The organism is Arsenicicoccus sp. UBA6765 (assembly GCF_002453335.1).
Taxonomy (GTDB): Bacteria; Actinomycetota; Actinomycetes; order Actinomycetales; family Dermatophilaceae; genus Arsenicicoccus; species Arsenicicoccus bolidensis.
This window is the reverse complement of the sequence record NZ_DKGR01000053.1, coordinates 36262-62326: the sequence shown is the minus strand read 5'-3', so window position 1 is coordinate 62326 and position 26065 is coordinate 36262. Positions and strand designations below refer to the sequence as shown.

The following is a 26065-nucleotide window of genomic DNA, read 5'->3' as shown; positions in this document are numbered from 1 at the left end:
ATACATATCGGAGCCCTATTCCAGAAAAACCGAAAGTCGCGAGGCGGTGAGATCGATTTCGGAGGCCTCTAAGAGAACCGTGAAGGAGAGACTATCTGCGTTTTCTCTTGTCAATAAGGCGGCGAAGAAGCGCAGATTATGCCCGTAGGAAAGACACTCTATGGACAACTTATGAACTTTCGCGCCGATCCACACAAGCTTGATTCGTGTGGGGCCGTCTACTCCACGTGGAGAAGTGAGTATGATCTCAAAGGACTCACCATCGTATAGGACGGTGTCCGTGGCGTAGTCGTTCTTTAAGTCAAGAGGGATGGGATGGAAAGGCACCTCGATCTCATCCTGGTTGAGTCTCCAAGCGCCCAGGTTACCGGGACTCGCCGACGTAATCATTAGCTACCTCCGGTAGTGTAAATGGATTCGGACGCGTGCCAGGTCAAACCAGCCCATGGGAGTGGTGGGTGAGCGGAAGTTCGGCTGACCCTTCCCGTTGAATCGAAAATGATATTTGTGGGGAGTATGAATATACCTCTGGGTCGACTTCTAGAAGTGTGCGTCGCCCGCCACGTCGTAATGGTATTGACGCCCGCGGAGGTGGTCCAGCCCCCACAGCACGTCGTAGTGCCACTGCGTCGGGAACGAGAACAGCAGGAAGGACGGGTCGACCCCCTCCCCGGTCGACAACCGCCGGAACAGGCGCCGCCCCTGCAGGTAGTCCTCGCCCCGCCGCAGGGCGTCGCTCACGTCCAGCGCGCCGGTGGCGCGCTCATGCTCCGCGAGTCCGTCCAGCACGCAGATCGTCGAGTGGTATGACGACCGCACCGACCCACGCTCGGCCCCGCAGTTCCACCCGCCGTCAGCCAGCTGCTCGCCCAGCAGACGCTCGACCACGCCGTCGACCGGCACACCGAAGTAGGCCCCCAGCGCCACCGTGCCGCCGTTGATGCACGGCTCGACCTCGCCGTCGAAGATCATGCTCGCCACGCTACGAGGGGTTGCGGACGTCGTCCTTCCGGTTGTCGCCGGCAGGGGGACGTCCGCGCCGAGGCAGCGGCCCCGCGTCCTTCGGCATACGGCCCGATCTCTTGAGGGCGTCGCGCAGGACCACCTCGACCTGGGCGTTGACGCTGCGCAGCTCGTCACCCGCCCAGCGGGTGAGGGCGTCGTGGACGGCGGGGTCGAGGCGCAGCAGCACCTGCCTGCGCTCGGCCCCGCCGCGACGCTCCCGGGGAGGGGTCACTGGTAGAGCGATCCCGTGTTGACGATCGGGGTGGCCTTGGACTCGCCGCACAGGACCACGAGCAGGTTTGACACCATGGCGGCCTTGCGCTCGTCGTCGAGGGCCACGATGTCCTGCTCCTCGAGCCGCGCCAGGGCCATGTCGACCATCCCGACGGCACCCTCGACGATCCGGGACCGGGCCGCGACGATGGCCGACGCCTGCTGGCGCTGCAGCATCGCCTGGGCGATCTCGGGGGCGTAGGCGAGGTGGGAGATGCGCACCTCGACGACCTCGACGCCGGCGACCACGACCCGCTCGGCGACCTCGCGGGCCAGCTCGCCGGACACGACGTCGGTGGACCCGCGCAGCGACTCGACGTCCTCGCGGTCGCTGTCGTAGGGGTGGGAGATCGCCACGTGCCGCAGCGCCGACTCGGACTGGGCGCGCACGAAGTTCTCGTAGTGCTCGACCGAGAAGCTCGCGCGGGCCGTGTCGGCGACCTGCCAGACGACGATGGCGGCGATCTCGACCGGGTTGCCGTCGGCGTCGTTGACCTTGAGGACGTTGGTCTCGAAGTTGTTGACGCGCACGGAGACTCCGCGCTTGGAGGTGAGCGGCATCACCATCGTCAGGCCCGTGCGGCGAGCCGTCCCGACATACCGTCCGAAGAACTGGATGACCTTGGTCTGGCCGGGCTGGATGATGACGACGGCGCTGGCCACGACGGCGGCGAGGAGGATGACGACGGCGCCGCCGACGAAACGGCCGATGGGCGGCTGGCCTGTCTCGTTGGCCGCGAGGGCGCCGCTCACGATCAGCCAGACGCCGCCGACGAACAGCAGCAGCGACAGGGCCAGCGCCAGGAAACCGTCGACCGCGAAGGCCGGCCGCTCGCTGACGTCGACGCGCGTGCCCTGATGACCGACAGGCCGGGCCGAGGGTGGCGCGGCCTGCGGGTCGATGGTCTCGTCGTGCGTCTGCTGCGTGCTCATGGTCTCCCCCTGGGCGTTCGTCGTGTGACATCTTTTTGATATCACTTAAACCTGAGACGCGGCTAGGGAGCGGGGGGTTCCGGGCACGTTTCTTGACCCGGCTCCTGCTCGGACGTCGAGGCACGATGACGGCGTGACCCCGGACGAGCTGCGAGCGGTCGGACAGACCATGTCGAGGTCAAGGCCGACGACGCTCGGTCGACCGCCGAGCTGGTCCGCACCCCCGACGAACCCCCCTGCTGAGTCGTGTCGACTAGGGGGTCTCGCGGGAGTAGGCGGACGCCCGGGCGACCTGCTCGTCGCTCGGGCGCACCCCGGTGTAGAGCACGAACTGCTCGGCCGCCTGCAGGGCGATCACCTCGGCTCCGGTGATGACGCGCCGGTCCAGCTCACGCGCCAGACGGATCAGCGGGGTCTCGGCGGGGAAGGCCACCACGTCGAACACCGTCCGCGCTGCCTCCACGGCGGGCCGTGGCACCGGCAGCTCCTCGGCCTGGGGCCCGCCCGCCATACCGACGGGAGTCGCGTTGAGGATCAAGGCCGGTCGCAGGTCACCCAGTGAGTCCGCCCAGCGGTGGCCGTACTTCGCGGCGAGGGCGGGTCCGGTCCGCGAGTTCCGCGCCACGACATGGCCGTTGGTGAAGCCCGCGTCGGTCAGGGCGGCGACCGCGGCCTTCGCCATACCGCCGGATCCGAGGACGGCGAAGTCGTCCGTCGGCGAGACCCCGTGGGACGCAAGGAGATTGCGGATGGCGAGATAGTCGGTGTTGTAGGCGACGAGGTGGCCGTCGTCGTTGACGATGGTGTTGACCGACTCGATCGCTGCCGCGGACTCGGTCATCTGGTCGACCAGGGGTATGACGTCCTCCTTCCACGGCATGGAGATCGCGCAGCCGCGGATCCCGAGAGCGCGCACGCCACCGATCGCCGCCGTGATGTCCGAGGTCGTGAACGCCTTGTAGACGTAGTCCAGCCCGAGCTCGCGATAGAGGTAGTTGTGAAAACGCGTGCCGATGTTGGACGGTCGCGCCGACAGCGACAGGCACAGCTGCGTGTCCTTGGTGATCCGCTCGGTCACGAGGACGCTCCTGCCTGGTCGATGAGCCAGGCGTACTCGAACGCGGCCTCGCGCCAGGCGTGGTAGCGCCCGCTGACGCCGCCGTGCCCGGCGACCATCTCGGTCTTGAGCAGGATCGGACGCGTCGTGAGGTCGTTGGTCGCGAGCTCGCGCAACAGCGCCACCCACTTGGCGGGCTCGACGTAGTAGACCCGGCTGTCGTTGAGCGAGGTCGTCGCCAGGATCGCCGGGTAGGGGCGCGCCGCGACGTTGTCGTAGGGCGAGTAACCCTTCATGTAGGCGTAGACCTCGGGGTCGGCGAGGGGGTTGCCCCACTCCTCCCACTCCCCCACGGTCAGCGGCAGGCTCGGGTCGAGGATCGTCGTCAGCGCGTCGACGAAGGGCACCTGCGCGTGGATCGCCCGGAAGCGGTCCGGCGCGAGGTTGGCGACCGCCCCCATGAGCAGGCCCCCGGCCGAGCCGCCCTCGGCGACCAGCCGGTCCGGCGCCACCCACCCCGCATCGACGAGGTGCTCGGCGCACGCCACGAAGTCCGTGAAGGTGTTGCGCTTGTGCTGCATCCGGCCCTGGAGGTACCACTGGCGCCCCATCTCGCCGCCGCCGCGCACGTGCGCGAGCGCCCAGACGAAACCCCGGTCCAGCAGCGACAGCCGCGCCACGGAGAACCACGGGTCCATGCTCGCCTCGTAGGACCCGTAGCCGTAGACGAGCCCGGGGGCCGTGCCGTCGGCGACCACGTCCTTGCGGTGCACCACCGAGATCGGGATCCGCGTGCCGTCGGCCGCCCTCGCCCACTCCCGGTGCTGGACGTAGTCACCGAGGTCGACGCCACCGAGCACCGGGGTCTGGCGCAGCAGGGTGCGCTCCCCGGTCACGAGGTCGACGTCGTAGACGCTGCGCGGCGTCACGAGGGAGGTGAACCCGATCCGCAGCACGTGCGAGGCGTAGTCGGGGTTGTCCCCCACCCCGATCGTGCCGAGCTCCTCGTCCATGACCAGCGGCCGCATCGGTCCGAAGCCGCCGCCGTCCGGCCCGACCGTTCCCCCAGGGGCGTCCGTCCGGTCCATCACGGCGAGCGCGGTCAGGCCGTCCCGCCGCAGCGAGACGACCGCGTGCCGCTGGAACGCGTCGACCCCCACGACGCGCTCGCCCGGCGCGGCGGCATACAGGCTCTGCCAGTCCTCCGCCGAGGTGCTGCCGAGGGGCGCCTGGGCCAGCTCGAAGTCCTCGTGGGTGGCGTTGTGGGTGATCAGCAGGCGGTCCCCGGCGGGCTCGGCGTCGTACTCGACCCCCTCGCGGCGAGGAGCCACGCAGCGAGGCTCGCCGCAGGGGTCGTCGGCGGGCAGCAGCCAGGTTTCCGAGGTGTCCTTGGAGCCCGCAGCGATGATGATCCACGCGTCGTCCCGGCTGGACCCGACGCCCACCCAGAACCGCTCGTCGGTCTCCTCGTGCACCAGCACGTCCTGGTCGGCCGGGGTGCCGACCTCGTGGCGCCACACCTGGAACTGCCGCCAGGCGTCGTCGTTGCGGGCGTAGAACACGTGCCGCCCGTCGCGGGAGAAGGCCAGGCCGTAGCCGACCTTGTGGACGGCGTCGTCGACGACCTCGCCGACGGGCCCGGTGCGGGTGGGGTCGTCACCGACCCGGGTCACGACCAGGTCGTAGACCTCGTCACCGGTCAGGTCGACGGCGTAGGCGTAGAGCGTGCCGTTGTGGCTGATCTCGCTGGAGCCCACGCCGAAGAAGTCGGCGTCCGCCGCGAGCGCCTCGGCGTCGAGCAGGACCTGCTCCCCCGCCGGCGGCGCACCGTCGGTCAGCTCGGGCGGCAGCTCGCCGGGCCGCACCGGCACGCGGCACTCGCGGCCGTACTGCTCTCCGGCGCTGATCCGGGAGTAGTACCACCACCCGCGGTAGGCCGAGGGGACGCTGAGGTCGGTCTCCTGCGTGCGCGTGCGGATCTCGTCGTAGACCTGCTCGGTCAGCGGCGCCAGGTGCGCCGTCATGGCCTCGGTGTAGGCGTTCTCCGCCTCGAGGTGCGCGACGACCTCGGGCGAGCCCTTGTCCCGCAGCCACTCGTAGGGGTCGACGACGCGGTCCCCGTGGTGCTCACGAATCGTCTCGACGCGACGCGCCACGGGAGGCTGGGGTGATGGGTTGGTCACCCGGGCACGGTAGCCGATATGAAGGAGGCATGACCGTACCCTCGCTGACCGTCCACCCCACGCTGCTCCACGAGGTCGTGAGCACGATCGTCCAGGCGTCCGGCAGCGACGCCCGCGAGGCGGGGCTCGTCGCCGACCACCTGGTCGCGGCCAACCTCGCCGGGCACGACTCGCACGGCGTCGGCATGGTCCCGAACTATCTGGAGGCGCTGGCGGTCGGCGAGCTGCACCCGGGCGTCGGTGCGACCGTCGTCAAGGACGCCGGCGCGGTCCTGACGATCGACGGTGGCCAGGGCTATGGCCAGGTCGTGGCCCACGAGGCGATGGAGCTCGCCATCGCTCGGGCGCGCGAGCTGGGCGTCTGCGTCACCGCCGTGCGCGGCTCGCACCACGTCGGTCGGATCGGCCACTGGGCCGAGCAGTGCGCCCGCGCCGGCCTCGTCTCGATCCACCTGGCCAGCGTGGTCGGCGAGAGGTATGTCGCCCCCTTCGGGGGAACGGACGGCCGCTTCGGCACGAACCCCGTGTGCCTGTGCGTCCCGCGCGAGGGCCAGGACCCCGTGCTGCTGGACATGGCCACGTCGACGGTCGCGCTGGGCAAGACCCGCGTCGCCCACAACGCCGGTCTCCCCCTCGAGCCGGGTCGGGCCCTCGACGCGGAGGGCCGCCCCACGACCGACCCGGGCGTGATGTGGACCGAGCCCCACGGAGCGCTGACGGCGTTCGGGCTGCACAAGGGGTCGGGGCTCGCGGTCATGGCCGAGCTGTTCGCCGGCGCCGTGAGCGGGGGCCTCACCACACATGCCGCCACGACGACGCACGAGGCCGCCATCGTCAACAACCTCCTGTCGATCGTCCTGTCCCCCGAGGCCTTCGAGGGCAGCGCGATGGCCGAGCAGACCGACCTGTTCCTGGAGTCCGTGGCCGCCTCCCGCCCCGCGGTCCCCGGCGAGCCGGTGCTGCTGCCGGGGCAGCCCGAGGTCGCGGCCCGGGAGGCCCGTCGCGACGGGGTCCCGGTCGACGCGACGACGTGGGCCCAGATCCTCGACGGTGCCCGCGCGGTGGGCGTGCCGGCCGACGTGATCGAGGGCTGGCCCACCGCCTGACCCCACGGTGCAGGATGGGTGGCATGACCCACACCCCCGTCCCCGAGCTGACCGACGGCGTGGTGCTCCTGCGGGCGCACACCGACGCCGACGTCCCGGCGATCGTCGAGCAGTGCACGGACCCCGCGAGCCTGCGGTGGACGACCGTCCCGCGCCCCTACGACGCGGGTGCGGCGCAGGCCTTCCTGGCCATGACCCGTCAGGAGTGGGCTCTCCCCGACCGGGGACGCTGGTGGGCCATAGAGTGGCTCGACCACCCCGACGGCGCACCGGATTTCGCCGGGACTATCGACCTGCGACCCCGGGGCGGTGGCAGCGCAGAGGTGGGCTTCGGGCTCCACCCGCAGGCCCGCGGCCACGGCCTGACGGCGCGCGCGCTGCGCCTCGTCTGCCGGTGGTGGTGGGAGCAGGGCGGGGAGCGCGTGACCTGGATGGCGATGGCCGGCCACCTCGCCTCGTGGCGGGTCGCCTGGTCGTGCGGGTTCGCACGGCACGCGACCCTCCCGGGCTATCTCCCCCACCCGGACGGCTTGGCGGACGCATGGGTGGCGAGCGTCGGGCGGGAGGACGACCTGGACCGGCCGGCGTCCCTGTGGCTCGACCCCGTGACGCGCGAGTCGAGCGACGTGCGCCTGCGCGCCTGGCGCGACGACGACGGGGCGAGCTGCGAGCCGGGCGACTCCCCGACCCACTTCATGCCGCCGGGGGCCGAGCCAACACCGTCGACCTTCGAGGCGTGGGTGCTGCGCCGGCGGGTCCGGATGTCGCTGGGGCAGAGCGTGCACTGGTGCATCGCCGACACCGCCGGCGACCGCGCACGCGGCGACCTGTGCCTCATCCTCGAGGGGCAGCAGCCGGGGACCGCCGAGATCGGCTACGTGCTGTTCCCGTCGGCGCGAGGGCGCGGGCTGGCCTCGGGCGCCGTGCGCCTCGCGATCGAGCACGCCTGGGCGGACGCGGCGGACGGCGGACTGGGCCTGCGGCGCCTCCTCGCCTCCACCGTCGCCGACAACGACGCCAGCGCGCGCGTGCTGCAGCGCGCGGGGTTCGCCGAGTGGGGCCACGAGCCGGAGTTCTGCGCCCGCGACGACGGGTCGTACGACGACATGCGGCACTGGGTCCTGCTGCGCGACGCCTGACCCCCGCCGTCAGCGCGCCACGGCGCGCCGCACCCAGGCGAGCAGGCCCTCGCCGACGAGGTCGGTGGTGGCGGCCAGGTCGTCCGGCGCCCACCACCGTGCCTCGTCGATGGTGGCCTGCTCGACCGCGTCCTGCCCGGACAGGTCCACGTCGGTGGAGCGGACGCGGACGGCGCAGATGACCTGCCGCTGGTCGAAGGTCACGCTCCCCCAGGAGAACTCGATCGCTTGCTCCCCCAGCACGACGACGTCGCCGGGCGCCGCGACCAGCCGACCTCCTCCCGCAGCTCCCGCAGCGCGGCCGTCACCGGGTCCTCGCCCGGGTCGATCTCGCCGCCCAGGCTGAACCACAGCGGGTGCTGCCGGTCGTCCGGGTCGACCCCGTGCAGCAGCAGCACGCGGCCCGAGGGGTCGACGGGCAGGACCCGAGCCGTATGCCGGGTGCGCCGCGGGGTCGCCGTCTCGGGTCGGGTCACCGGCAGCGGGGCCAGCCTCTCGAGCCGCCCCGGCTCGCAGCCCGCCGCCACGAGGACGTCGCGGATCACCTCGCCCTTGGCCCGCGTGCAGTCGTCGTGGTCCGCGTCGTCGGCGTGCGCCTGCGCGGCAGCCGTCTTGACCGCGGCGTAGCGCTCGCGATGCTGGGTGGACTCGCGCAGTAGATCGCGGAAGCGGATCGGGTAGTCGTGCCACGGCGTCCCGGCCCGCCGGACGTACAGGATGACCGGCGCCGCGGGGTCCGGGCGGTAGAAGAGGCGCTTGCGATAGTCCTCCTCGGCGCACGCAGCCGGGAGCATCTCGAGGTCCCGGTCGACGCCGGGCGAGTCGGGCCGAGACCCCACCGCGGGCAGGTAGCCGCACCGCAGGAGCGCCTCGTCGAACGCGCCGCCGGCAGCAGGGATCTCGTCGACGCCGACCTGCAGGTCGACGAACGCCTTGGCGAGCAGCCCCGGCACCGCCGTGGACCCGATGTGCTCGTAGCCGAAGCCACCCAAGCCACCCGAGCCACCGCGATCGACGCCCGCCTCGCCGAGCGCCCGCGCCAGGCGGGACAGCTGACGGTGCGCGACGACGCCCCAGCGCTGGTCATGCTCGACGAGCCGCGCCGGCGCGGGTGACGGCCCGTGAGCCCGGCCAGGCGGCGGGCGAGCGGCTCGATCCGCTCGCCCCAGAGCCGGTCGACCAGCGCGTCCCGCGTCACGCCGTGACCCCAGCTGAGCATGACGTCGCTGCCCGCGAGCGGCGCCCCCGGCGCGGCCAGCACCAACGGCGCCACCCCGGCGGCCTCGACCACGCAGACCGTGACGAGTCCGGGCGACAGCGCTGCGGCGTCCAGCGCACGCAACCGGTCCGCCACGAGGTTTGCGTCGGTGCCGGAGACGACCTCGACCGTCGGCACGGTCACCGTCAGCCGTTGGCCAGGCAGGCCGGCCCCAGCAGCGCCTTGAGGTCACCGAACAGCGCCGACGTCGCGTCCACACGGAAGTTGTCCTCCAGCCGCATCAGCACGGACCGCCCCGGCTGGGTGAGCTTGACGTGCACCTCGGTCGTGCCCGGGTGGTTGAGCAGGACGTCCTTGAGCGCCTCGGCCATGCCGTTGGTCGCCCGGGTCATCGGCAGGTTGAGCACCACCGGCCCGCGCGGCCCCTCGTGCAGGTCAGGGAGCGTCAGGTCCTGCGCATAGATGGAGGTCGACTCGTCCCGCTTGTTGACCCGCCCGCGCACGACCACGACGGTGTCCGGCGACAGCATCGTGGCGACGGTCATGTAGGTCGACGGGAAGAACAGGCACTCCACGGCGCCGTCGAGGTCCTCGACCGTGGCGATGGCCCACAGGTCGCCCTTCTTGGTGCGCTTGAGCTGCAGGCCGGTGATCAGACCCGCGATCGTCACGGTCGCCCCGTCCGGCTTGCCGTCCTCGCCGTTCAGCGACGCGATGGACGTGTCCGCCGCCTGGTGCAGGATGTGCTCGATCCCGAAGAGCGGGTGGTCGGAGACGTAGAGCCCGAGCATCTCGCGCTCGTACTGCAGCGTCACCTGCTTGTCCCACGAGTGCGTCGGGACCGGCGGCATGCCAGCGAACGAGTCCGAGCCATCGGCCGAAGCGTCGCCCTCGCCGCCGAACCCAGGGAGTGAGTCCTGCCCCTGGTCAAGCTTCTTCTTGACGTCCACCAGGGCCTCGACATACGGCTCGTGCACCTCGGCGAGGCCGCGGCGGGACTCCCCGAGGGAGTCGAACGCACCGGCCTTGACCAGGGACTCGATGGTGCGCTTGTTGCACACGACCGCCGGCACCTTGTGCAGGAAGTCCTTGAACGAGGTGAAGGCGCCCTTGTCCTCGCGGGCCTTGATGATCTCGACCACGACGTTGGCGCCGACGTTGCGGACCGCCTCCAGGCCGAAGCGGATGTCCTCGCCGACGGCGGCGAAGTAGCCGATGGAGTCGTTGACGTCGGGCGGCAGCACCTTGATGCCCATGTGCCGGCACTCGTTGAGGTAGAGCGCGGACTTGTCCTTGTCGTCGCGCACGCTGGTGAGCAGCGCCGCCATGTACTCGGCGCGGTAGTTGGCCTTGAGGTAGCCCGTCCAGTAGGACACGACGCCGTAGGCCGCGGTGTGGGCCTTGTTGAACGCGTAGTCGGAGAACGGGAGCAGGATGCTCCACAGCTTGGCGACCGCGTCCTTGGAGAAGCCGTTGTCGAGCATGCCCTGCTCGAAGTTGGCGAACTCGGCGTCCAGCACCTCCTTCTTCTTCTTGCCCATGGCGCGGCGCAGCAGGTCGGCGTTGCCGAGCGTGTAGCCGGCGAGCTTCTGCGCGATCTCCATGACCTGCTCCTGATAGATGATCAGGCCGTAGGTCATGGACAGGATGGGCTCGAGCGCCTCGGTCAGCTCGGGGTGGATGTAGTCCACCTCCTGCTTGCCGTTCTTGCGCAGCGCGAAGTTGGTGTGCGCGTTGGCGCCCATCGGGCCGGGGCGGTAGAGCGCGAGGGCGGCGGAGATGTCCTCGAAGTTGTCGGGCTGCATGAGCCGCAGCAGCGAGCGCATGCCGCCGCCGTCGAGCTGGAAGACGCCGAGGGTGTCGCCGCGGGCCAGCAGGTCATAGGTCGCCGGGTCGGTCATGTCCTTGGACAGGCCGTCCAGGTCGATGGTCTCGCCGCGGTTCATCTCGACGTTCTTGATGGCGTCGTCGAGGATCGTCAGGTTGCGCAGGCCGAGGAAGTCCATCTTGACCAGGCCGAGCGTCTCGCAGCTCGGGTAGTCGAACTGCGTGATGATCTGCCCGTCCGCCTCGCGGCGCATGATGGGGATCAGGTCGATCAGCGGCTCGCTGGACATGATGACGCCGGCGGCGTGCACGCCCCACTGGCGCTTCAGCCCCTCGAGGCCGCGCGCGGTGGCGACGACCTCCTGGGCCACGGGGTCGGAGTCGTGCATCGCGCGGAAGTCCGCGGCCTCGGCATACCGCTTGTGCGCGGGGTCGAAGATCCCCGACAGCGGGATGCCCTTGCCCATGACGTCCGGCGGCATGGCCTTGGTGAGCTTCTCGCCGACGGCGAAGGGGTGGCCGAGCACGCGTCCGGCGTCCTTGACGGCCTGCTTGGCCTTGATCGTGCCGTAGGTGACGATCTGGGCGACGCGCTCCTCGCCGTACTTCTCCGTGACGTACTTGATGACCTCGCCGCGGCGGCGCTCGTCGAAATCCACGTCGAAGTCGGGCATCGACTGGCGCTCGGGGTTGAGGAAGCGCTCGAAGATCAGACCGTGCGGCACCGGGTCGAGGTCGGTGATGCGCATGGCATAGGCGCACATCGAGCCGGCACCGGAGCCACGGCCCGGTCCCACCCGGATGCCGTTCTCCTTGGCCCAGTTGATGAAGTCGGCGACGACGAGGAAGTAGCCGGGGTAGCCCTTGCCGACGATGACCTCGGTCTCGAAGGCCGCCTGCTTGCGGGCGTAGTCCGGGATGCCCTCGGGGAAGCGGGCGTGCAGGCCGCGCTCGACCTCCTTGACGAACCAGCTGGTCTCGTCCTCGCCGTCGGGGCAGGGGAAGCGGGGCATGTACTGCCCCTCGCCCTCGCTGAACGAGATGTCGCACATGTCGGCGATGAGCAGGGTGTTGTCGCAGGCCTCGGGCAGCTCGCGCCACAGGTGGCGCATCTCCTCGGGGCTCTTGAGGTAGAAGTCGTCGGCGTCGAACTTGAACCGGTTGGGGTCCATCAGCGTCGAGCCGGACTGCACGCACAGCAGGGCGGCGTGGGCCTTGGCGTCCGCGGCGTCGGTGTAGTGCAGGTCGTTGGTGGCGACCAGCGGCAGGTCGAGCTCCTTGGCCAGGCGCAGCAGGTCCTTGTGGACGCGGCGCTCGATGTCCAGGCCGTGGTCCATCAGCTCGCAGAAGAAGTTCTCGGCGCCGAAGATGTCGCGGTAGTCGCTGGCCGCCTGGCGGGCCTCGGCGTACTGCCCGAGGCGCAGCCGGGTCTGGACCTCGCCCGAGGGGCAGCCGGTCGTGGCGATCAGGCCCTTGCCGTAGGTCTGGAGCAGCTCGCGGTCCATGCGCGGCTTGAAGTAGTAGCCCTCGAGGCTGGCCAGCGAGCACAGCCGGAAGAGGTTGTGCATGCCCTCGTTGTTGCGCGCCCACATCGTCATGTGGGTGTAGGCGCCCGAGCCCGAGACGTCGTCGCGACCGCCGTCGCCGAACCTCACCCGGGTCTTGTCGGTGCGGTGGGTCCCCGGTGTGAGGTAGGCCTCGATCCCGACGATCGGCTTGACCCCGTGCCGGGTCGACTTCTTCCAGAACTCGTAGGCCCCGAAGATGAAGCCGTGGTCGGTGGTCGCGACCGCCGGCATCCCCATCTCGGCGGACCGGGCGAAGAGGTCGTCGATGCGGGCGGCACCGTCGAGCATGGAGTACTCGGTGTGGTTGTGCAGGTGCACGAAGGACTTGCTGGAGGCTGCTGGCGAGGACATCGGCGGCAGTCTATGCCCGCGGTCCGACAGACCCCTCCCGGACATCCCGTATGCCGTCCCGCCGCCTCGACGGGCCGCCGTCAGGCGTCTCGGTCAGCTCTCGCGGAGCAGGTCCAGCGACCGCTGCAGGTCGGCCGGGTAGGGGCTCTGGTAGGTGACCCACTCGCCGCTGCCGGGGTGGGTGAAGCCCAGCTCGCGGGCGTGCAGCCACTGCCGGTCCAGGCCGACGCGCCGGGCCAGGACCGGGTCGGAGCCGTAGAGGGGGTCGCCGACGCAGGGGTGGTGCAGGGCGCTGAAGTGGACGCGGATCTGGTGCGTGCGTCCGGTCTCGAGGTGGATCTCGAGCAGCGACGCGTGGCGGAAGGCCTCGAGCACCTCGTAGTGGGTCACCGAGTGGCGGCCCTCCTGGCGGACCGCGAACTTCCAGTCGTGGTTGGGGTGCCGGCCGATGGGCGCCTCGATGGTGCCGACCATGGGGTCCGGCAGGCCCTGCACGACCGCGTGGTAGGTCTTGGAGACCGTCCGGTCGCGGAAGGCCTGCTTGAGCACGGTGTAGGCCCGCTCGGACTTGGCCACCACCATCAGGCCGGTGGTGCCCACGTCGAGGCGCTGCACGATGCCCTGGCGCTCGGCCGCGCCCGACGTCGAGATGCGGTAGCCCTCGGCGGCGAGCCCGGACACGACGTCCGGACCGTCCCAGCCGACGCTCGGGTGCGCGGCGCAGCCGGCGGGCTTGTCCACGACGACGATCTCGGTGTCGTCGTGGATGATCGCGAGGCCCGGGACCTCGCGCGGCACGACGGCCGGCGCGTCCTCGGACACCGGGTCGGGGAGGGTGGCCTCGAGCCAGGCCCCGGCGGTGACCCGGTCGGACTTGCCCGCGGCGCGGCCGTCGAGCTGGATGTGGCCGTCCGCGGCGAGCTCGGCCGCCTTGGTGCGGGACACCCCGAAGAGGCGGGAGACGGCGGCGTCGACGCGCTCGCCCTCGAGGCCGTCGGGGACGGGCAGCATCCGGACGTCAGGCATGGGTGTCCTCCTCGGACGGGGCGTGGTCGGTGGCCCGGGTGCCGTCGTAGGAGATCCCGAGGAAGGACAGCAGCGCGACGAGGATCGCTGCGGCGACGATCGCGATGTCCGCGACGTTGCCGATGAAGAACCCGTTGTAGTCGAGGAAGTCCACGACGTGGCCCTGGCCGAAGGACGGGGGCCGGAACAGCCGGTCGTAGAGGTTGCCGAGCAGGCCGCCCAGCACCAGGCCCCCCGCGACGGCCCACGGCACGCTGACGATGCGGCGGGCGTGCCAGGCGACCAGCACCCCGATGACCACCGCGACGATGGTCAGCAGCCAGGTCGTCCCGGCGCCGAGCGAGAACGCCGCGCCGGAGTTGAAGATGAGGTTGAGCCGCAGGAACGACCCCAGCAGGTCGCGCGGCGCGCCCGGCACGAGCGCGCCCAGCGCCCAGACCTTGCTCGCCTGGTCGGCGGCGAAGGTCAGGACGGCCAGCAGGACGAGCAGGGGCCAGACACGACGCCGCGACGCGCGGGTCGCCCCGGCGTCGCGTGCGTCGTCGTCGATGGGTGAGGTCACCGCTTCTGCGCGGACTTGCACGCCACGCACAGCGTGGCGCGCGGGAAGGCCTGGACCCTCAGCTTGGGGATGACCCCGCCGCAGCTCTCGCACACGCCCTGCAGGTCCGCGTCCACGCGCTCGAGCGCGTGCTGGTACTGCGCGAGGACGTCGCGCGTGTTGGCCGCCATGGCGGCCTCGTGCTCACGCTCGATCGCCTTGGACCCCACGTCGGCCTGGTCGTCACCCACGATGTCCTGGGTGTCCTGCACCAGGTCCACCAGGTCGGTCTGGGCCTCGGCGAGCTCCCGCGTCAGCCGGTCGATCTCACCCTGCAGGGTCTCGCGCAGCTCCGCCACCTCGGCCGTCGACCAGGTGGCGTCGTCAGCGGTGCCCTTGGTCGAGGTCGCGGTCGTCGACTGCCCTCCGGACTTGCCAGCCATGATGCCCTCACTTGCTCGTGGTGACGTCGACGCCCCCCGGCGCCGACCGACTCGTCACGCCAACGGCGTGCGAGGTCTGCACAGGGTAGCCGTTCGACCCCCTGTGCGACAGACGTGCCTCGTTGTCTCAGTGCTGCTGCGGAGGCTGCTGCTGCTCCGGAGCGAGGCGGGCCTGCTCCACCTCCTGCAGCTGAGTCGTGAGGAAGGCCTTGATGCTGTCGCGGTAAGAGACCTCGTAGGCCCGCAGGGAGGCGACCGCCTGCTCGAGCGTGGCCTTCTCGGAGACCAGGGTCGCGAGGATGCTCTCCCGCTGCTTGGTCGCCTCGCCGATCATCGTCTCGTGCTGCGTGGTGCCGTCCGCGATGAGCTTCTTGTGGCGCTCCTGGCCCTCGGCGACGAGCTCGTCGTGCCGGCGCTGCGCCGTCGTGACGAGCTCCTCGCGCTTGCGGGTGCCCTCGCCGATCAGCGTCTCGCGCTGCTGGCGCGCCTCGGTCAGGAGCCGCTCGTGCTCCGCCTTGCCCTTGGCGACGTGCTCGTCGTGCAGTCGCTGGGCCAGGGCGATCAGGCCCGCAGCCTCGTCGGCGTCGCCGGACTTCTCCGGAGCCTTCGTCTGCTGGGCCTGCTGGGCGGCCGACCGGGCCTTGGTCAGCTCGGTGCGGGTCGACTCGAGGTCCTTCTCGACGGCCTGGAGCCGCTGGCGCAGCTGGGTGACCTCGGTGCGGGCCGCGGCGCTGGTCGCTCCACCACCCGTGGCGGACTGGCGGGTCGCCTCGTCGGCGCGCTTGTTGGCGGCGGCCACCTCGGCCCGGAGCTTGTCCAGCTCGGCGGAGGGCGCCGCGGCGGCCCGGCCCTTGGCCGGCACCGGGGTCTGGCCCTTGCTGCGAGCCGTCTCCTCGTACTTGCGCTTGTAGTCGTCGCGCTCGGCGATCAGGTCACGCAGCTCGCTGACCACCTCGTCGAGGAAGTCGTCGACCTCGCGCTCGTCGTAGCCCCGTCGGAACTGGGTCGCCCCAAAACTCTTCTTGAGCACGTCATCAGGCGTGAGCGCCATGTGTCCACCTCTTCGTTCGTCGTGCGGTCGGGCCCGGAACCACCAAGGTCCCCGGGGCCATTCGTCGGAAAACCTACACCCTGGCCACGACCTGCATGAGGACGATCACGATGAGGAACAGCACCATGAAGGCCAGGTCGAGGGCGATGCCTCCCAGCCGCAGGGGCGGGATCACGCGGCGCAGTGCCCGCAGTGGCGGGTCCGTGAGCGAGTACACGCCCTCGACCAGGACGAGCACCACCCCGCGGGGTCGCCAGTCGCGCGCCAGCATCACGACATAGCTGAGGACCAGCCGGGCCATCAGCACCAGCCAGTAGAGCCACAGGAGGTTCAGCAGCAGGCCACGGATGCTCATGTCTACGGAGGTCCTTTGCCACCGACCCGGGTGTCCGGGGCGGTCGTCGTCGGGTGCGGGTCGCCGTCCAGCACAACGGCGCAGGACCCCGTGGCGTTCCCGGGGGCCTGCGCCTTCGCCCGGCTGGGGCCGGGCGGTACGGGTGGCTCAGCTCTGGTTGAAGAAGCCGCGCGTCGACTGCGGCGCCTCGGACTCCTCGGAGGAGACCTCGACGTGCTGCGGGGTGAGCAGGAAGACCTTGCTCGTGACCCGCTCGATGGCTCCGTTGAGACCGAAGACCAGGCCGGCGGCGAAGTCGACGAGGCGCTTGGCGTCGTCGTCGGCCATGTCACCGAGGTTCATGATGACCGGCGTGCCCTCGCGGAAGGACTCGCCGATGGTCTTGGCCTCGTTGTAGGTGCGGGGGTGGATCGTCGTGATGCGGTTCATCGGGCCGACCTCCGGGTCGCGGACGACGCGCGCCACGGGGGTGCGCTGGGGCAGGTGGGCGACGGAGGCACGGTGCTCCTCGCGGACCGCCGTCGCGCCCGCACGGTCGTCGGACCGGGCCTCGACGAGGTGCGGCTCCCGGCGGGCCGGCTCGGGCTTGTGCGCCTCGGCCGGGCGCGAGTCGCGGGCCCCAGCCTCCTGGCGGTCGTAGGTGTCGTAGTCGTCGTCCTCGGCCAGTCCGAGGTACACCATGGTCTTGCGCAGCGCCCCAGCCATCGCGCATCTCCTGCTCAGTCGTCGGTCACGTCGTGCCGAACGCTACCGGGGCGCCGGGCGGGGCCCGAGGATTGCCGACCCGACACGCAGGTGTGTCGCTCCGTGGGCGACGGCCTGCTCGAGGTCGCCGCTCATCCCGGCGGACACCAGGGTCGCACGATGATGAGCGGACCGCACCTCGTCGGCGACGCGGGCCAGGGCGGCGAAGGCCCGCTCCGGGTCTCCGTCGCGAGGTGCGACCGCCATCACGCCACGCAGCTCGAGGTGCTCCGCCCGGCCGACCTCGTCGGCGAGGGCCGGTATGCCGTCCGCCGGTGCCCCGCCGCGGGACCCCGAGGCGCGGTGGCCGCCGTCGGCGTGGCCCTGCTCGTCGGCCTCCCCTGGCGCGTCCAGATCCACCTGCAGCAGCACGTCCAGGTCGCGCCCGGCCTGCTCGGCTCCCCGGTCGAGGGCCGCGACGAGACGGGCCCGGTCGACGGTGTGGACGACGTCGGCCCAGGCGGCCACCTGACGGGCCTTGTTGGTCTGCAGCTGACCGACGAAGTGCACGGTGAGGGCGGCACGCTCGTCAGCGGTCAGCCTCTCCAGCTTGGCGGAGGCCTCCTGCGCCTTGTTCTCCGCGACGTCTGTCACGCCCAGCGCGAGCAGGCGGCGGACGTCCTCGACGGGGAAGAACTTCGTGACGACCACGAGCTGCACGTCGCCCCGGTCACGGCCGGACGCGGAGCAGGCGGCGACGATCCGCTCCTCGACGCGGGCAAGGGCGTCGCGGAGCTCGACCGAGCGTGCGTCCGTCATCAGGCCACCTCGCGTCGCAGCACGACTCCCCCGAACCGTCCGGTCGTGCCGGAGCGGCGGTAGGAGTAGTAGCGGGCGTCCTCGTAGGTGCAGCCGGGAACCCACGTCACGGCGACCCCCAGCCCGGCGAGCTGGGTCACGACGCCGGTGGCCACGTCGATCGATGGGGTCCCGGCCCAGGTGCGGGCCAGCACCTCCGGGACGACCCTCGCGGCCGCCTGCTGCATCTCGGCGGGCACCTCGTAGCAGCGACCGCAGACCGACGGGCCCACCACCGCGCTGATGGTGCGCGCCCCGAGGTCGCGCATCGCGGCCACCGTCGCGGGCACCACACCGGCCAGCATCCCGGGACGTCCGGCGTGGGCGGCCCCCACGACACCCGCCACCGGATCGGCGAGCAGCACCGGCGTGCAGTCGGCCACGAGCACGGCCAGGGCCAGTCCAGCCCGGGAGGTCACCATCGCGTCGGCCTCACCGGCCGACCCGTGGCAGGGTCCGTCGACCTGGACGACCTCGGCGCCGTGCACCTGGTCGACGAGGACCAGCGCCTCCGGAGCGACCCCAGCCGCCTCGGCGACCCGGCGCCGGTTGGACCTCACGGCGGTGGGGTCGTCGCCGACGTGGCTGCCGAGGTTGAGGCCTCCGGCGGCGTCGCGGCCGGCGGTGTACGGCGCGTCGCTCACGCCGTCATGGGCGTCGGTGAAGGCCCGCCACACGGGCCCGTCCTGCTGCTGGTGGGCGAACACCCCACGAGGGTAGCGGCACGCGAGGCCCCCGCCGGGTCGGCGGGGGCCTCACGTGGATCGGGGCGCCGGCTCCGTGAGGAGGCTCACGGGCCGAGTCCCTCCCTACTTCAGGAAGTCCGGGACGTCCAGGTCGGCGGCGTCGTCGTAGGTCACCTGGCGCGGGGGGCGCTGCTGGGGCTGCTGCTCGCCCTGCTGCTGCTCGGCCGGGCGGACCTGCCCGGGCGTGCCCTGCTGCGGCTGCTGCTGGGGCTGTCCCTGCTGCTGGACCGGCTGGGCCTGCTGCTGCGAGGGCTGACCCTGCTGCTGGGACTGCTGGGGCTGCTGGGGCTGCTGGGGCTGCTGACCCTGGGCCCGCTGCGGCTGCTGCGGCGCCGGACGCTGCTGCACCGGCTGCTGCACGGGACGCTGCTGCTGGACCGGCTGCGGGGCCGGACGCTGCTGGGTCTGCTGCTGCGCGGGCTGCTGCGCGGGGCGCTGGGCCGGCTCCTCGCGGCGGGGCTGGGGGTCGCCGCCGTCGAAGCCGGCGGCGATGACGGTCACGCGGACCTCGTCGCCGAGGGCGTCGTCGATGACGGATCCGAAGATGATGTTGGCCTCGGGGTGCGCGGCCTCCTGCACGAGGCGAGCCGCCTCGTTGATCTCGAACAGGCCGAGGTCCGAGCCGCCCTGGATGGACAGCAGGACGCCGTAGGCGCCGTCGATGCTGGCCTCGAGCAGCGGCGAGGAGATCGCGAGCTCGGCCGCCTGGACGGCGCGGTCCTCGCCACGGGCCGAGCCGATGCCCATGAGCGCCGACCCGGCGCCCTGCATGACGGACTTGACGTCGGCGAAGTCGAGGTTGATCAGGCCCGGCGTCGTGATGAGGTCGGTGATGCCCTGGACACCCGACAGCAGCACCTGGTCGGCGCTGCGGAAGGCGTCGAGCATGGAGACGTTGCGGTCGCTGATCGACAGCAGGCGGTCGTTGGGGATGACGATGAGGGTGTCGACCTCCTCGCGGAGGTTGCCGATGCCGGACTCGGCCTGGTTGGCGCGGCGACGGCCCTCGAAGGTGAACGGACGGGTCACGACGCCGATGGTGAGCGCACCGAGGTTGCGGGCGATCTTGGCGACGACGGGCGCGCCACCGGTGCCGGTGCCGCCGCCCTCGCCTGCGGTGACGAAGACCATGTCGGCGCCCTGGATGACCTCCTCGATCTCCTGGGCGTGGTCCTCGGCGGCCTTCTTGCCGACCTCGGGGTCCGCCCCGGCACCCAGCCCGCGGGTCAGCTCGCGCCCCACGTCGAGCTTGACGTCCGCGTCGCTCATCAGGAGGGCCTGCGCGTCGGTGTTGATCGCGATGAACTCGACCCCCTTGAGGCCGACCTCGATCATGCGGTTGATCGCGTTGACACCGCCGCCGCCGATGCCGACGACCTTGATGACGGCCAGGTAGTTCTGTGGTGCTGCCACGGTGGGGCCTCTCCTGCTGGGGGCAACCAACCCTTAACCCTAAAGGTTGAGTGCAAGGTTATGGTTCTGTTATAGAGCGTCGAGAGAAAGGTACGTCCTGTCCGTCGCACGGAGCAACCTTCGACCAGGCGTGTTGCCACCCGCATGGCCCAGCGATGGCCCAGCGATCGCGTCAGGTCGTGGCAGGCGCGTGCGGAGCGCTGACGTTGACCGTGGCAGGAGCGCCCTTCAGCAGGGTCGACAGCACCTTGACCTTCAGCTGAGGTTCAGTGCTGTCCCCCCACAGCACCTTGGTCTTGCCGGCCTGGAAGGTCACCATGCTGGGGCCCTCGACCCGCACGGCCGACACGGTCGAGCGCAGCTCCGGCGGCAGGGCCGACAGGACCGAGATGGCCGTCTTGAGACCCTCGGGGGTGGCTGCGCCCTGGCTGGTCACGACCGGCACATCCTTGGGCGCCTCGGGAGCGGTGAGGTAGGCGACGCCCTGGCCGTCGACCAGCTGGACGTCACCCCCTCGGTCGAGGGCGAGGACCGGACGTCGAGGCTCCACGCGCACCAGGACGGTGCTCGGCCACCGCCGGGCCACGTCGACCGAGGCGTAGAGGGGCGAGCGCGTCACCCGCTGCCCCGGGCCCTCGAGGTCGACCCGGGCGAGGGGGACCCCGAGGGGCACGTCGGCGGCGCGGCGGACGGCCTCGGCCTGCGACCCCTGCACGCCCTCGACCACGACGGAGCGCACGGCCAGCACCGAGCTGAACCACACGACGTAGACGAGGCCGGCCACCAGTACCGCGGCGAGGAGGGTGAGCAGGATCGGACGCCAGCGCAGACGCCGGGCACTGCGAGCCCGGTCCTCGAACCGGGCTCGCGACGACCCACCCTCGCCGCGGCCGCCGGGACGACGGATCCTCACCGGCGGACGCCCTCCTCCACGGCTGCGAGGATCTGCGGACCCAGCTGCGTCACGTCGCCCGCGCCGACCGTCAGGACGAGGTCACCGGCCCGCGCGAGTCCCGCGGCCAGCGGGGCCGCCTCGGGCCACCCGGCGACGTAGTGCACCTCGCAGGAGGGGCCACCGTCGCGGGCCGCCAGGTCCCGGACCGCGTCGGCGACCAGGGCTCCGGAGACCCCGTCGACGGGGTCCTCGCGCGCGGCGTAGACGTCCATGACGACGACGACGTCCGCCGGGCGTAGCCCCGCGGCGAGCTCGACCGCGAAGTCCTGGGTCCGGGAGTACAGGTGCGGCTGGAAGACCACGACGAGCCGCGCGGGTCGCTGCACGAGCCCCGCGGCGGTGCCGACGACGGCAGCGACCTTGCCGGGGTTGTGCGCGTAGTCGTCGACCACGGTGACGCCGCCGATCTCTCCCTTGAGCTCGAACCGGCGCCGCGTGCCGGTGTAGGCCCCGAGACCGGTGGCCGCGCGGTCCGCCCCGACCCCGAGGCCGTGGTGGGCGGCGGCATACGCGGCCGTGGCGTTGAGGACGTTGTGCGCGCCCGGTATGGCGATCGCCAGCCGCACCTCCTCGTCGCCGTCGAGGACGCGGGCCACGGTGCGGAAGCCGTCCACCTCGTGCCCGAGCACCCGCACGTCGGCCGACACGTCCGTGCCGTAGGTGAGGACGCGCACCCCGCTGTCGGAGGCGCGACGGGCGAGCGCCGCCGACCCGGCGTCGTCGGCGCAGGCCACGAGCAGCCCGCCCGGGCGGATGCTGCGGGCGAAGTCGAGGTAGGCGTCCTGGACGGCCTCGAAGGTGCCGTAGTGGTCGAGGTGGTCGGGCTGCACGTTGGTGACGATCGCGACCTCGGGGTGGTAGACGAGGAAGGAGCCGTCCGACTCGTCGGCCTCGATCACGAAGGCCTCTCCCCCGCCGGCGTGCGCGTTGGTGCCGAGCCCGGCCAGCTCGCCCCCGATGGCGAAGGACGGGTCGGCGCCCGCGTCGATCAGCAGCGCGGTGAGCATGGACGTCGTCGTCGTCTTGCCGTTGGCACCGGCCACGGCCACCACCCGACGGGCGTCGGCGGCGCTGGCCAGCGCCTGCGACCGGTGCAGGACGCGCTTGCCCAGCCCACGGGCGCGGGCCAGCTCGGGATCGGTCTCTCGGGTCGCCGAGGACACGACGACGGTGTCGACCTGGTCCACGGACTCGGGCCGGGCACCCACGTGCACGTCGGCGCCCGCCTGGCGCAGCGCGTCCAGCACCGGCAGGTCCTTGGGGTCGGACCCGCTCACCGGCACGTCACGGCCGAGGAGCACCCGAGCCACGGCCGACATGCCCGCGCCCCCGACGTTGGTCACGTGCACGCTTCCCAGCTCAGAGATCGGGACGACGGGGGCCGTGAAGTCGAACCGGTCCTGGTGGACGCTCATCGACGTCACCGACCCTCTCGTGACGTGGAGGCAAACGCCTCTTCGACCAGGTCCGCGAGCCGGCGGTCGCCGTCGCGGGTGCCGACCTGGGAGGCGGCGGTCGCCATCAGGTCCAGTCGCTCCCGGTCCCGGACCAGCGGCACCAGGACGCGGTCGACCCAGGCGGGGAGCAGCTCGGCGTCGTCCACGACCAGGCCGCCGCCGGCGGCCACGACCTCGGCGACGTTGAAGCGCTGCTCGCCGTTGCCGATGGGCAGGGGGACGTAGACCGCGGGCAGGCCCACGGCCGTCAGCTCGCACACCATGCCCGCGCCGGCCCGGGAGACCACGAGGTCGGCGGCGGCGAAGGCCAGGTCCATGCGGTCGGAGTACTCGCGCACGACGTAGGGCGCGCCGTCGCCGAGGGCCGCCGGCTCGAAGGTCTTGCCCGTCCCGGTGACGTGCAGCACCTGGATCCCCGCGTCGGACAGCTCGCGCACGCGGGCGGCGAAGGTGTCGTTGAGGCGCTTGGCGCCGCTCGACCCGCCCGTCACGAGGACGACCGGACCGCCGTCCGCGTCCAGGCCGAAGTGCTCGAGCGCCTCGGCGCGCCGGGCGGGGCGGTCGAGACCAGAGATCTCGGTGCGCAGCGGCATCCCGAGATGGCGGGCCCCGGGGAGCCGCGTGGCGGCGAAGGTCGTCGCGACGAACCGCGTGAGGCGGGCCCCGAGCCGGTTGGCCAGGCCGGGGCGGACGTTCTGCTCGTGGATGGCGATAGGCAGGCCCCGGCGCCGGGCTGCGAGGTAGGCGGGGGTCGAGACGTAGCCGCCGAAGCCGACGACCACGTCCGCGTCGACCTCGTCGAGGATCGCGCCGGCCGCGTCGACCGCCGCCTTGAGGGACTGCGGCAGCCGGAGCAGCGCCGCCGAGGGCTTGCGGGGGAACGCGACCTTGGGGATGGTCCGCAGGGGGTAGCCGCGCTGGGGGACCAGCCGCGTCTCGAGCCCGGTGGCCGTCCCGAGCACCGTGACGCGCACGTTGGGGTCGCGCCGTCGGAGCTCGTCCGCGAGCGCCAGGAGCGGCGAGACGTGCCCTGCCGTGCCTCCGCCGGCAAGGACCACGGAGGCGGCTCGGCGGCCCGAGGGAGGGGTCGGGGCCGGGGTCGGTGCCGGGGTCGCGGTCATCGGTCGATCCTAGGGCGGTCGTCGCGGGCGGGCCGGGAGCGGCGCAGGCTGCGGGCCTCGCGGGCGCCGGGCTCCTCGCGGGCGAAGGCCATGAGCATGCCCAGCGCCGTGAGGGTGGAGATCAGGGCGGTGCCGCCGCCGGAGATGAGCGGGAGGGGGACACCGATGACGGGCAGGAGCCCGGTCACGGCACCGATGTTGATGCTGGCCTGCACCACCAGCCAGGTCAGGACCCCGGCCGAGGCGATGCGGACGAAGAAGTCCTGCGACCGGAACACCAGGCGGTAGCACGCGTAGGCGAGCAGGGCGAGCAGCAGCAGGACGGTGAGGGTGCCCGGCAGCCCGAGCTCCTCGCCGATGATGGCGAAGATGAAGTCGTTGCGGGACTCGGAGAGCCAGCCCCACTTCTCGGCGCTCTCCCCCAGCCCCTTGCCCCACCAGCCACCCTCGGCCAGGGCGTACTTGCCGTTGACCACCTGGCGGCACAGGTCGAAGTTGGTGGCGCAGCCGTCGCCGATCCAGGCGTCGATGCGCCCCAGCCGGTTGCGGCTGGTCAGCGTCATGACCGCCACGGCGGCCACGCCCAGCAGCGCCGCGAAGCCGAAGAACCGCGCCGACACCCCGGCCGCGAAGAGCATGCCCGCGACGATGGCGAGCAGCACCAGACCGGTCCCGAGGTCGTTGCCGGCGAGCTGCAGGCCGAGCAGCAGCACCGCCGCCGGGCCCAGCGGGATGACCGCGTGCCAGAACTGCCCGAGGCGGTCCTTCTTGCGGTCGAGGATCGCCGCGCCGAAGACCACGATCGCGATCTTGGCGAACTCCGACGGCTGCAGCTGGACGCCCGCCACCTGGATCCAGTTGCGGTTGCCCTGGAACTCCTGGCCCAGCCCCGGCACGAAGATCAGCGCCTGCAGGGCCAGGGACAGCAGGATCCCCGGCCAGGCCAGCCGCTTCCACACCCGCACCGGCAGGCGTGAGGCGACGACGCACAGGACCAGGCCGATGCCGGCGAAGAGCAGCTGGCGCAGGAACAGGTCGTAGCTGCGGATGCTCGAGGCCGAGAGGTACATGACCAGCCCGACGATCGTGAGGGCCGCGGTGACCGATGCCAGCAGGTAGTAGGTCGTGAGCGGGGTGTCGATGCTGTCGAGGAAGTCCACCACCCGGTCGGGCAGGGTCTCGCGCCCCGTGCGTCGCGCGCGGGACGCACCCGTCGGCGAGGCTCCGGGGCGGGTCGTCATACGGTGCTCCCTCCGAGCCGGCGCACCGCCTCGGCGAAGGCGTCGCCGCGGGCACCGTAGTTGTCGAACATGTCCATGGAGGCGGCCGCCGGTGCGAGGAGCACCACGTCGCCCGGCTGGGCCAGGGTGGTGGCCTCGCGGACGACGCGTGCCATGGCACCAGTGTCGGTGCTGTCCACGTCGACCACGGGCACATCGGGCGCGTGTCGAGCCAGGGCCTCGGCGATGCGGGCCCGGTCGCGCCCCATCAGCACGACGCCGGCCAGCCGGTCGGCCCGGGAGCGGACCAGGTCCTCGACGTCGGCGCCCTTCAGCAGCCCGCCGGCGATCCACACGACGCGCCGGAAGGCGGCCAGGGAGGCCGCCGCCGCGTGCGGGTTGGTGGCCTTGGAGTCGTCGACGTAGCGGACGCCGTCCACCGTCGCGACCTCGGCGATGCGGTGCGCCTCGGGCCGGTAGGCGCGCAGCCCGTCGCGCACGGCCATGGGACCGACGCCGAAGGCGCGGGCGAGCGCCGCCGCCGCGAGGGCGTTGGCGACGTAGTGCGGAGCGACGTCGGGCGCGTCCCCCTGCAGGTCCGCCAGGGTGCCGAGCTCGGCCGCGCTGGAGTGGCGCTGCTCGACGAACGCGCGGTCGGCGAGGACGTCGTCGACCAGGCCCACCATGCCGGGGGCGGGGACGCCGATGGTGAAGCCCACCGCCCGGCACCCCTCGACGACCTCGGCCTCCATCACCAGCAGCTCGGTCTGGGGGTCCTGCACGTTGTAGACGCAGGCCACCTGGGTGTTGTCGTAGACGCTGCCCTTGGCGCGGAGGTAGTCGTCGTAGGACCCGTGCCAGTCGAGGTGGTCGGGGGCGACGTTGAGGCAGGCGGAGGCCAGGGGCGACAGGGAGCGCTGCCAGTGCAGCTGGAAGGAGCTGAGCTCGACCGCGACGACGTCGTAGGGGGTCGGGTCCAGCATCACTTCCATGATCGGCGTCCCGACGTTGCCGGCGGCGACCGCCCGCGCGCCGGAGTGCCTCAGGATCGACTCGAGCATCGTCACCGTCGTGGTCTTGCCGTTGGTGCCGGTGACCACGAGCCACGGCGCCGCACCCTCGCGGGGGCGCATGCGCCAGGCCAGCTCGACCTCGCCCCACACGGGGATGCCGGCCTCGGCGGCCCGCACGAGCAGGGGGTTGTGCGGCGGCACGCCCGGCGAGGTCACGACCAGCTCGGTGCCCTCGGGGATCTCGTCGGTCGCGTCGTCGCCGAGGCGGACGTCCACGCCGAGGATGTCGAGGATGCGGGCGTGCTCCTCGATCTGCGGGGTCACGTCGGGGCTGTATGCCGTGACCACGGCGAGCCGCTCGCGCAGCGCGTCGGCGGCGGCGAAGCCGGAGCGGCCGAGGCCCACGACCAGCACGCGCAGGCCCGCCCAGTCGGCGTCCTTGTGGGTGAGGCCGGGACGCGGCTCGTAGGCGATGTCTCGAGGGTCCTCGTCGGGTCGGCCCTGGCCGGCTGGCACGTCCG

General features: G+C 71.9%; 24 protein-coding genes. 2 read left to right on the top strand and 22 right to left on the bottom strand.

Going from position 1 to position 26065, the window contains the following annotated elements:
* Positions 1–540 precede the first annotated feature (540 nt).
* From B4K29_RS14310 to B4K29_RS14290, 5 genes are all read right to left on the bottom strand, one after another.
* Positions 541–972: a hypothetical protein gene (locus B4K29_RS14310; protein WP_239264850.1), complete on the bottom strand. Its 432-nt coding sequence runs from the start codon at positions 970–972 to the stop codon at positions 541–543.
* Between the two features lie 10 nt (positions 973–982).
* Positions 983–1237, bottom strand: coding sequence for a hypothetical protein (locus B4K29_RS14305; RefSeq protein WP_239264848.1), 255 nt, complete (start codon positions 1235–1237; stop codon positions 983–985).
* Complete coding sequence (locus B4K29_RS14300; RefSeq protein ID WP_239264846.1) at positions 1234–2211, bottom strand: SPFH domain-containing protein; 978 nt, start codon at positions 2209–2211, stop codon at positions 1234–1236. The genes B4K29_RS14305 and B4K29_RS14300 overlap by 4 nt, the downstream gene beginning before the upstream one ends.
* 253 nt (positions 2212–2464) lie before the next feature.
* Positions 2465–3289 (bottom strand): shikimate 5-dehydrogenase, encoded by an 825-nt coding sequence (locus B4K29_RS14295; RefSeq protein ID WP_286967848.1) that lies wholly within the window; start codon positions 3287–3289, stop codon positions 2465–2467.
* Positions 3286–5451 carry a S9 family peptidase gene (locus B4K29_RS14290; RefSeq protein WP_286967846.1) on the bottom strand — a complete coding sequence of 722 codons (2166 nt, stop codon included), beginning with the start codon at positions 5449–5451 and terminating at the stop codon, positions 3286–3288. The genes B4K29_RS14295 and B4K29_RS14290 overlap by 4 nt, the downstream gene beginning before the upstream one ends.
* A 29-nt stretch (positions 5452–5480) precedes the next feature.
* On the opposite strand from B4K29_RS14290, the gene B4K29_RS14285 reads away from it, so the two are divergent.
* Positions 5481–6557 carry a malate/lactate/ureidoglycolate dehydrogenase gene (locus B4K29_RS14285; RefSeq protein ID WP_286967844.1) on the top strand — a complete coding sequence of 359 codons (1077 nt, stop codon included), beginning with the start codon at positions 5481–5483 and terminating at the stop codon, positions 6555–6557.
* 23 nt (positions 6558–6580) lie between these two features.
* Complete coding sequence (locus tag B4K29_RS14280) at positions 6581–7696, top strand: GNAT family N-acetyltransferase (RefSeq protein ID WP_286958591.1); 1116 nt, start codon at positions 6581–6583, stop codon at positions 7694–7696.
* Positions 7697–7705: 9 nt separating this feature from the next.
* Here B4K29_RS14280 and B4K29_RS14275 read toward each other — a convergent pair whose 3' ends face one another.
* The 17 genes from B4K29_RS14275 to murD all read right to left on the bottom strand — a co-directional run bounded on the left by B4K29_RS14275 (position 7706) and on the right by murD (position 26060).
* Positions 7706–7900, bottom strand: coding sequence for a hypothetical protein (locus B4K29_RS14275; protein WP_286958589.1), 195 nt, complete (start codon positions 7898–7900; stop codon positions 7706–7708).
* Positions 7897–9147 carry a GrpB family protein gene (locus tag B4K29_RS14270; protein ID WP_286967842.1) on the bottom strand — a complete coding sequence of 417 codons (1251 nt, stop codon included), beginning with the start codon at positions 9145–9147 and terminating at the stop codon, positions 7897–7899. The genes B4K29_RS14275 and B4K29_RS14270 overlap by 4 nt, the downstream gene beginning before the upstream one ends.
* Positions 9101–12661, bottom strand: coding sequence for a DNA polymerase III subunit alpha (gene dnaE, locus B4K29_RS14265; protein ID WP_286967840.1), 3561 nt, complete (start codon positions 12659–12661; stop codon positions 9101–9103). Before dnaE ends, B4K29_RS14270 begins: the two co-directional genes overlap by 47 nt.
* Positions 12662–12754: 93 nt before the next feature.
* Positions 12755–13687, bottom strand: a complete 933-nt coding sequence (locus tag B4K29_RS14260; protein WP_286967838.1) for an RluA family pseudouridine synthase — start codon at positions 13685–13687, stop codon at positions 12755–12757.
* Entirely contained in the window at positions 13680–14249 is a 570-nt protein-coding gene (lspA, locus tag B4K29_RS14255) for a signal peptidase II (protein WP_286967836.1), read from the bottom strand. The genes B4K29_RS14260 and lspA overlap by 8 nt, the downstream gene beginning before the upstream one ends.
* A complete protein-coding gene (locus B4K29_RS14250; RefSeq protein WP_019287200.1) occupies positions 14246–14671 on the bottom strand; it encodes a TraR/DksA family transcriptional regulator in 426 nt (141 codons plus the stop codon). Before B4K29_RS14250 ends, lspA begins: the two co-directional genes overlap by 4 nt.
* 127 nt (positions 14672–14798) lie before the next feature.
* Positions 14799–15722, bottom strand: a complete 924-nt coding sequence (locus B4K29_RS14245) for a DivIVA domain-containing protein (protein ID WP_286967833.1) — start codon at positions 15720–15722, stop codon at positions 14799–14801.
* 73 nt (positions 15723–15795) lie between these two features.
* A complete protein-coding gene (locus B4K29_RS14240) occupies positions 15796–16077 on the bottom strand; it encodes a YggT family protein (protein ID WP_019287198.1) in 282 nt (93 codons plus the stop codon).
* Between the two features lie 147 nt (positions 16078–16224).
* Complete coding sequence (locus B4K29_RS14235; protein WP_286967831.1) at positions 16225–16782, bottom strand: cell division protein SepF; 558 nt, start codon at positions 16780–16782, stop codon at positions 16225–16227.
* Between the two features lie 42 nt (positions 16783–16824).
* Positions 16825–17580, bottom strand: a complete 756-nt coding sequence (locus B4K29_RS14230) for a YggS family pyridoxal phosphate-dependent enzyme (protein WP_286967829.1) — start codon at positions 17578–17580, stop codon at positions 16825–16827.
* A complete protein-coding gene (pgeF, locus tag B4K29_RS14225) occupies positions 17580–18326 on the bottom strand; it encodes a peptidoglycan editing factor PgeF (protein ID WP_286967827.1) in 747 nt (248 codons plus the stop codon). The genes B4K29_RS14230 and pgeF overlap by 1 nt, the downstream gene beginning before the upstream one ends.
* Before the next feature lie 102 nt (positions 18327–18428).
* Positions 18429–19778: a cell division protein FtsZ gene (gene ftsZ / locus B4K29_RS14220; RefSeq protein WP_286967825.1), complete on the bottom strand. Its 1350-nt coding sequence runs from the start codon at positions 19776–19778 to the stop codon at positions 18429–18431.
* Positions 19779–19950: 172 nt separating this feature from the next.
* A complete protein-coding gene (locus B4K29_RS14215; RefSeq protein WP_286967824.1) occupies positions 19951–20691 on the bottom strand; it encodes a cell division protein FtsQ/DivIB in 741 nt (246 codons plus the stop codon).
* Positions 20688–22148, bottom strand: a complete 1461-nt coding sequence (gene murC / locus B4K29_RS14210; RefSeq protein ID WP_029211441.1) for a UDP-N-acetylmuramate--L-alanine ligase — start codon at positions 22146–22148, stop codon at positions 20688–20690. Before murC ends, B4K29_RS14215 begins: the two co-directional genes overlap by 4 nt.
* A gap of 5 nt (positions 22149–22153) precedes the next feature.
* Positions 22154–23311, bottom strand: coding sequence for an undecaprenyldiphospho-muramoylpentapeptide beta-N-acetylglucosaminyltransferase (gene murG / locus B4K29_RS14205; RefSeq protein ID WP_286967822.1), 1158 nt, complete (start codon positions 23309–23311; stop codon positions 22154–22156).
* Positions 23308–24552, bottom strand: coding sequence for a peptidoglycan glycosyltransferase FtsW (locus B4K29_RS14200; protein ID WP_029211443.1), 1245 nt, complete (start codon positions 24550–24552; stop codon positions 23308–23310). Before B4K29_RS14200 ends, murG begins: the two co-directional genes overlap by 4 nt.
* The gene (gene murD / locus B4K29_RS14195; RefSeq protein ID WP_376786863.1) at positions 24549–26060 is read right to left on the bottom strand and encodes a UDP-N-acetylmuramoyl-L-alanine--D-glutamate ligase; all 1512 of its coding nucleotides are present in this window, start codon (positions 26058–26060) and stop codon (positions 24549–24551) included. Before murD ends, B4K29_RS14200 begins: the two co-directional genes overlap by 4 nt.
* Positions 26061–26065: the final 5 nt, after the last annotated feature.

Bases quoted from the DNA above. Each gene is read 5' to 3' on its own strand.
- dnaE (WP_286967840.1), bottom strand. From the start codon at position 12,661: ATGTCCTCGCCAGCAGCCTCCAGCAAGTCCTTCGTGCACCTGCACAAC.
- B4K29_RS14310 (WP_239264850.1), bottom strand. From the start codon at position 972: ATGATCTTCGACGGCGAGGTCGAGCCGTGCATCAACGGCGGCACGGTG.
- B4K29_RS14300 (WP_239264846.1), bottom strand. From the start codon at position 2,211: ATGAGCACGCAGCAGACGCACGACGAGACCATCGACCCGCAGGCCGCG.
- B4K29_RS14235 (WP_286967831.1), bottom strand. From the start codon at position 16,782: ATGGCTGGGGCGCTGCGCAAGACCATGGTGTACCTCGGACTGGCCGAG.
- B4K29_RS14230 (WP_286967829.1), bottom strand. From the start codon at position 17,580: ATGACGGACGCACGCTCGGTCGAGCTCCGCGACGCCCTTGCCCGCGTC.
- B4K29_RS14280 (WP_286958591.1), top strand. From the start codon at position 6,581: ATGACCCACACCCCCGTCCCCGAGCTGACCGACGGCGTGGTGCTCCTG.
- murG (WP_286967822.1), bottom strand. From the start codon at position 23,311: ATGACCGCGACCCCGGCACCGACCCCGGCCCCGACCCCTCCCTCGGGC.
- B4K29_RS14245 (WP_286967833.1), bottom strand. From the start codon at position 15,722: ATGGCGCTCACGCCTGATGACGTGCTCAAGAAGAGTTTTGGGGCGACC.
- B4K29_RS14250 (WP_019287200.1), bottom strand. From the start codon at position 14,671: ATGGCTGGCAAGTCCGGAGGGCAGTCGACGACCGCGACCTCGACCAAG.
- B4K29_RS14260 (WP_286967838.1), bottom strand. From the start codon at position 13,687: ATGCCTGACGTCCGGATGCTGCCCGTCCCCGACGGCCTCGAGGGCGAG.
- B4K29_RS14240 (WP_019287198.1), bottom strand. From the start codon at position 16,077: ATGAGCATCCGTGGCCTGCTGCTGAACCTCCTGTGGCTCTACTGGCTG.
- B4K29_RS14200 (WP_029211443.1), bottom strand. From the start codon at position 24,552: ATGACGACCCGCCCCGGAGCCTCGCCGACGGGTGCGTCCCGCGCGCGA.
- murC (WP_029211441.1), bottom strand. From the start codon at position 22,148: ATGAGCGTCCACCAGGACCGGTTCGACTTCACGGCCCCCGTCGTCCCG.
- B4K29_RS14285 (WP_286967844.1), top strand. From the start codon at position 5,481: ATGACCGTACCCTCGCTGACCGTCCACCCCACGCTGCTCCACGAGGTC.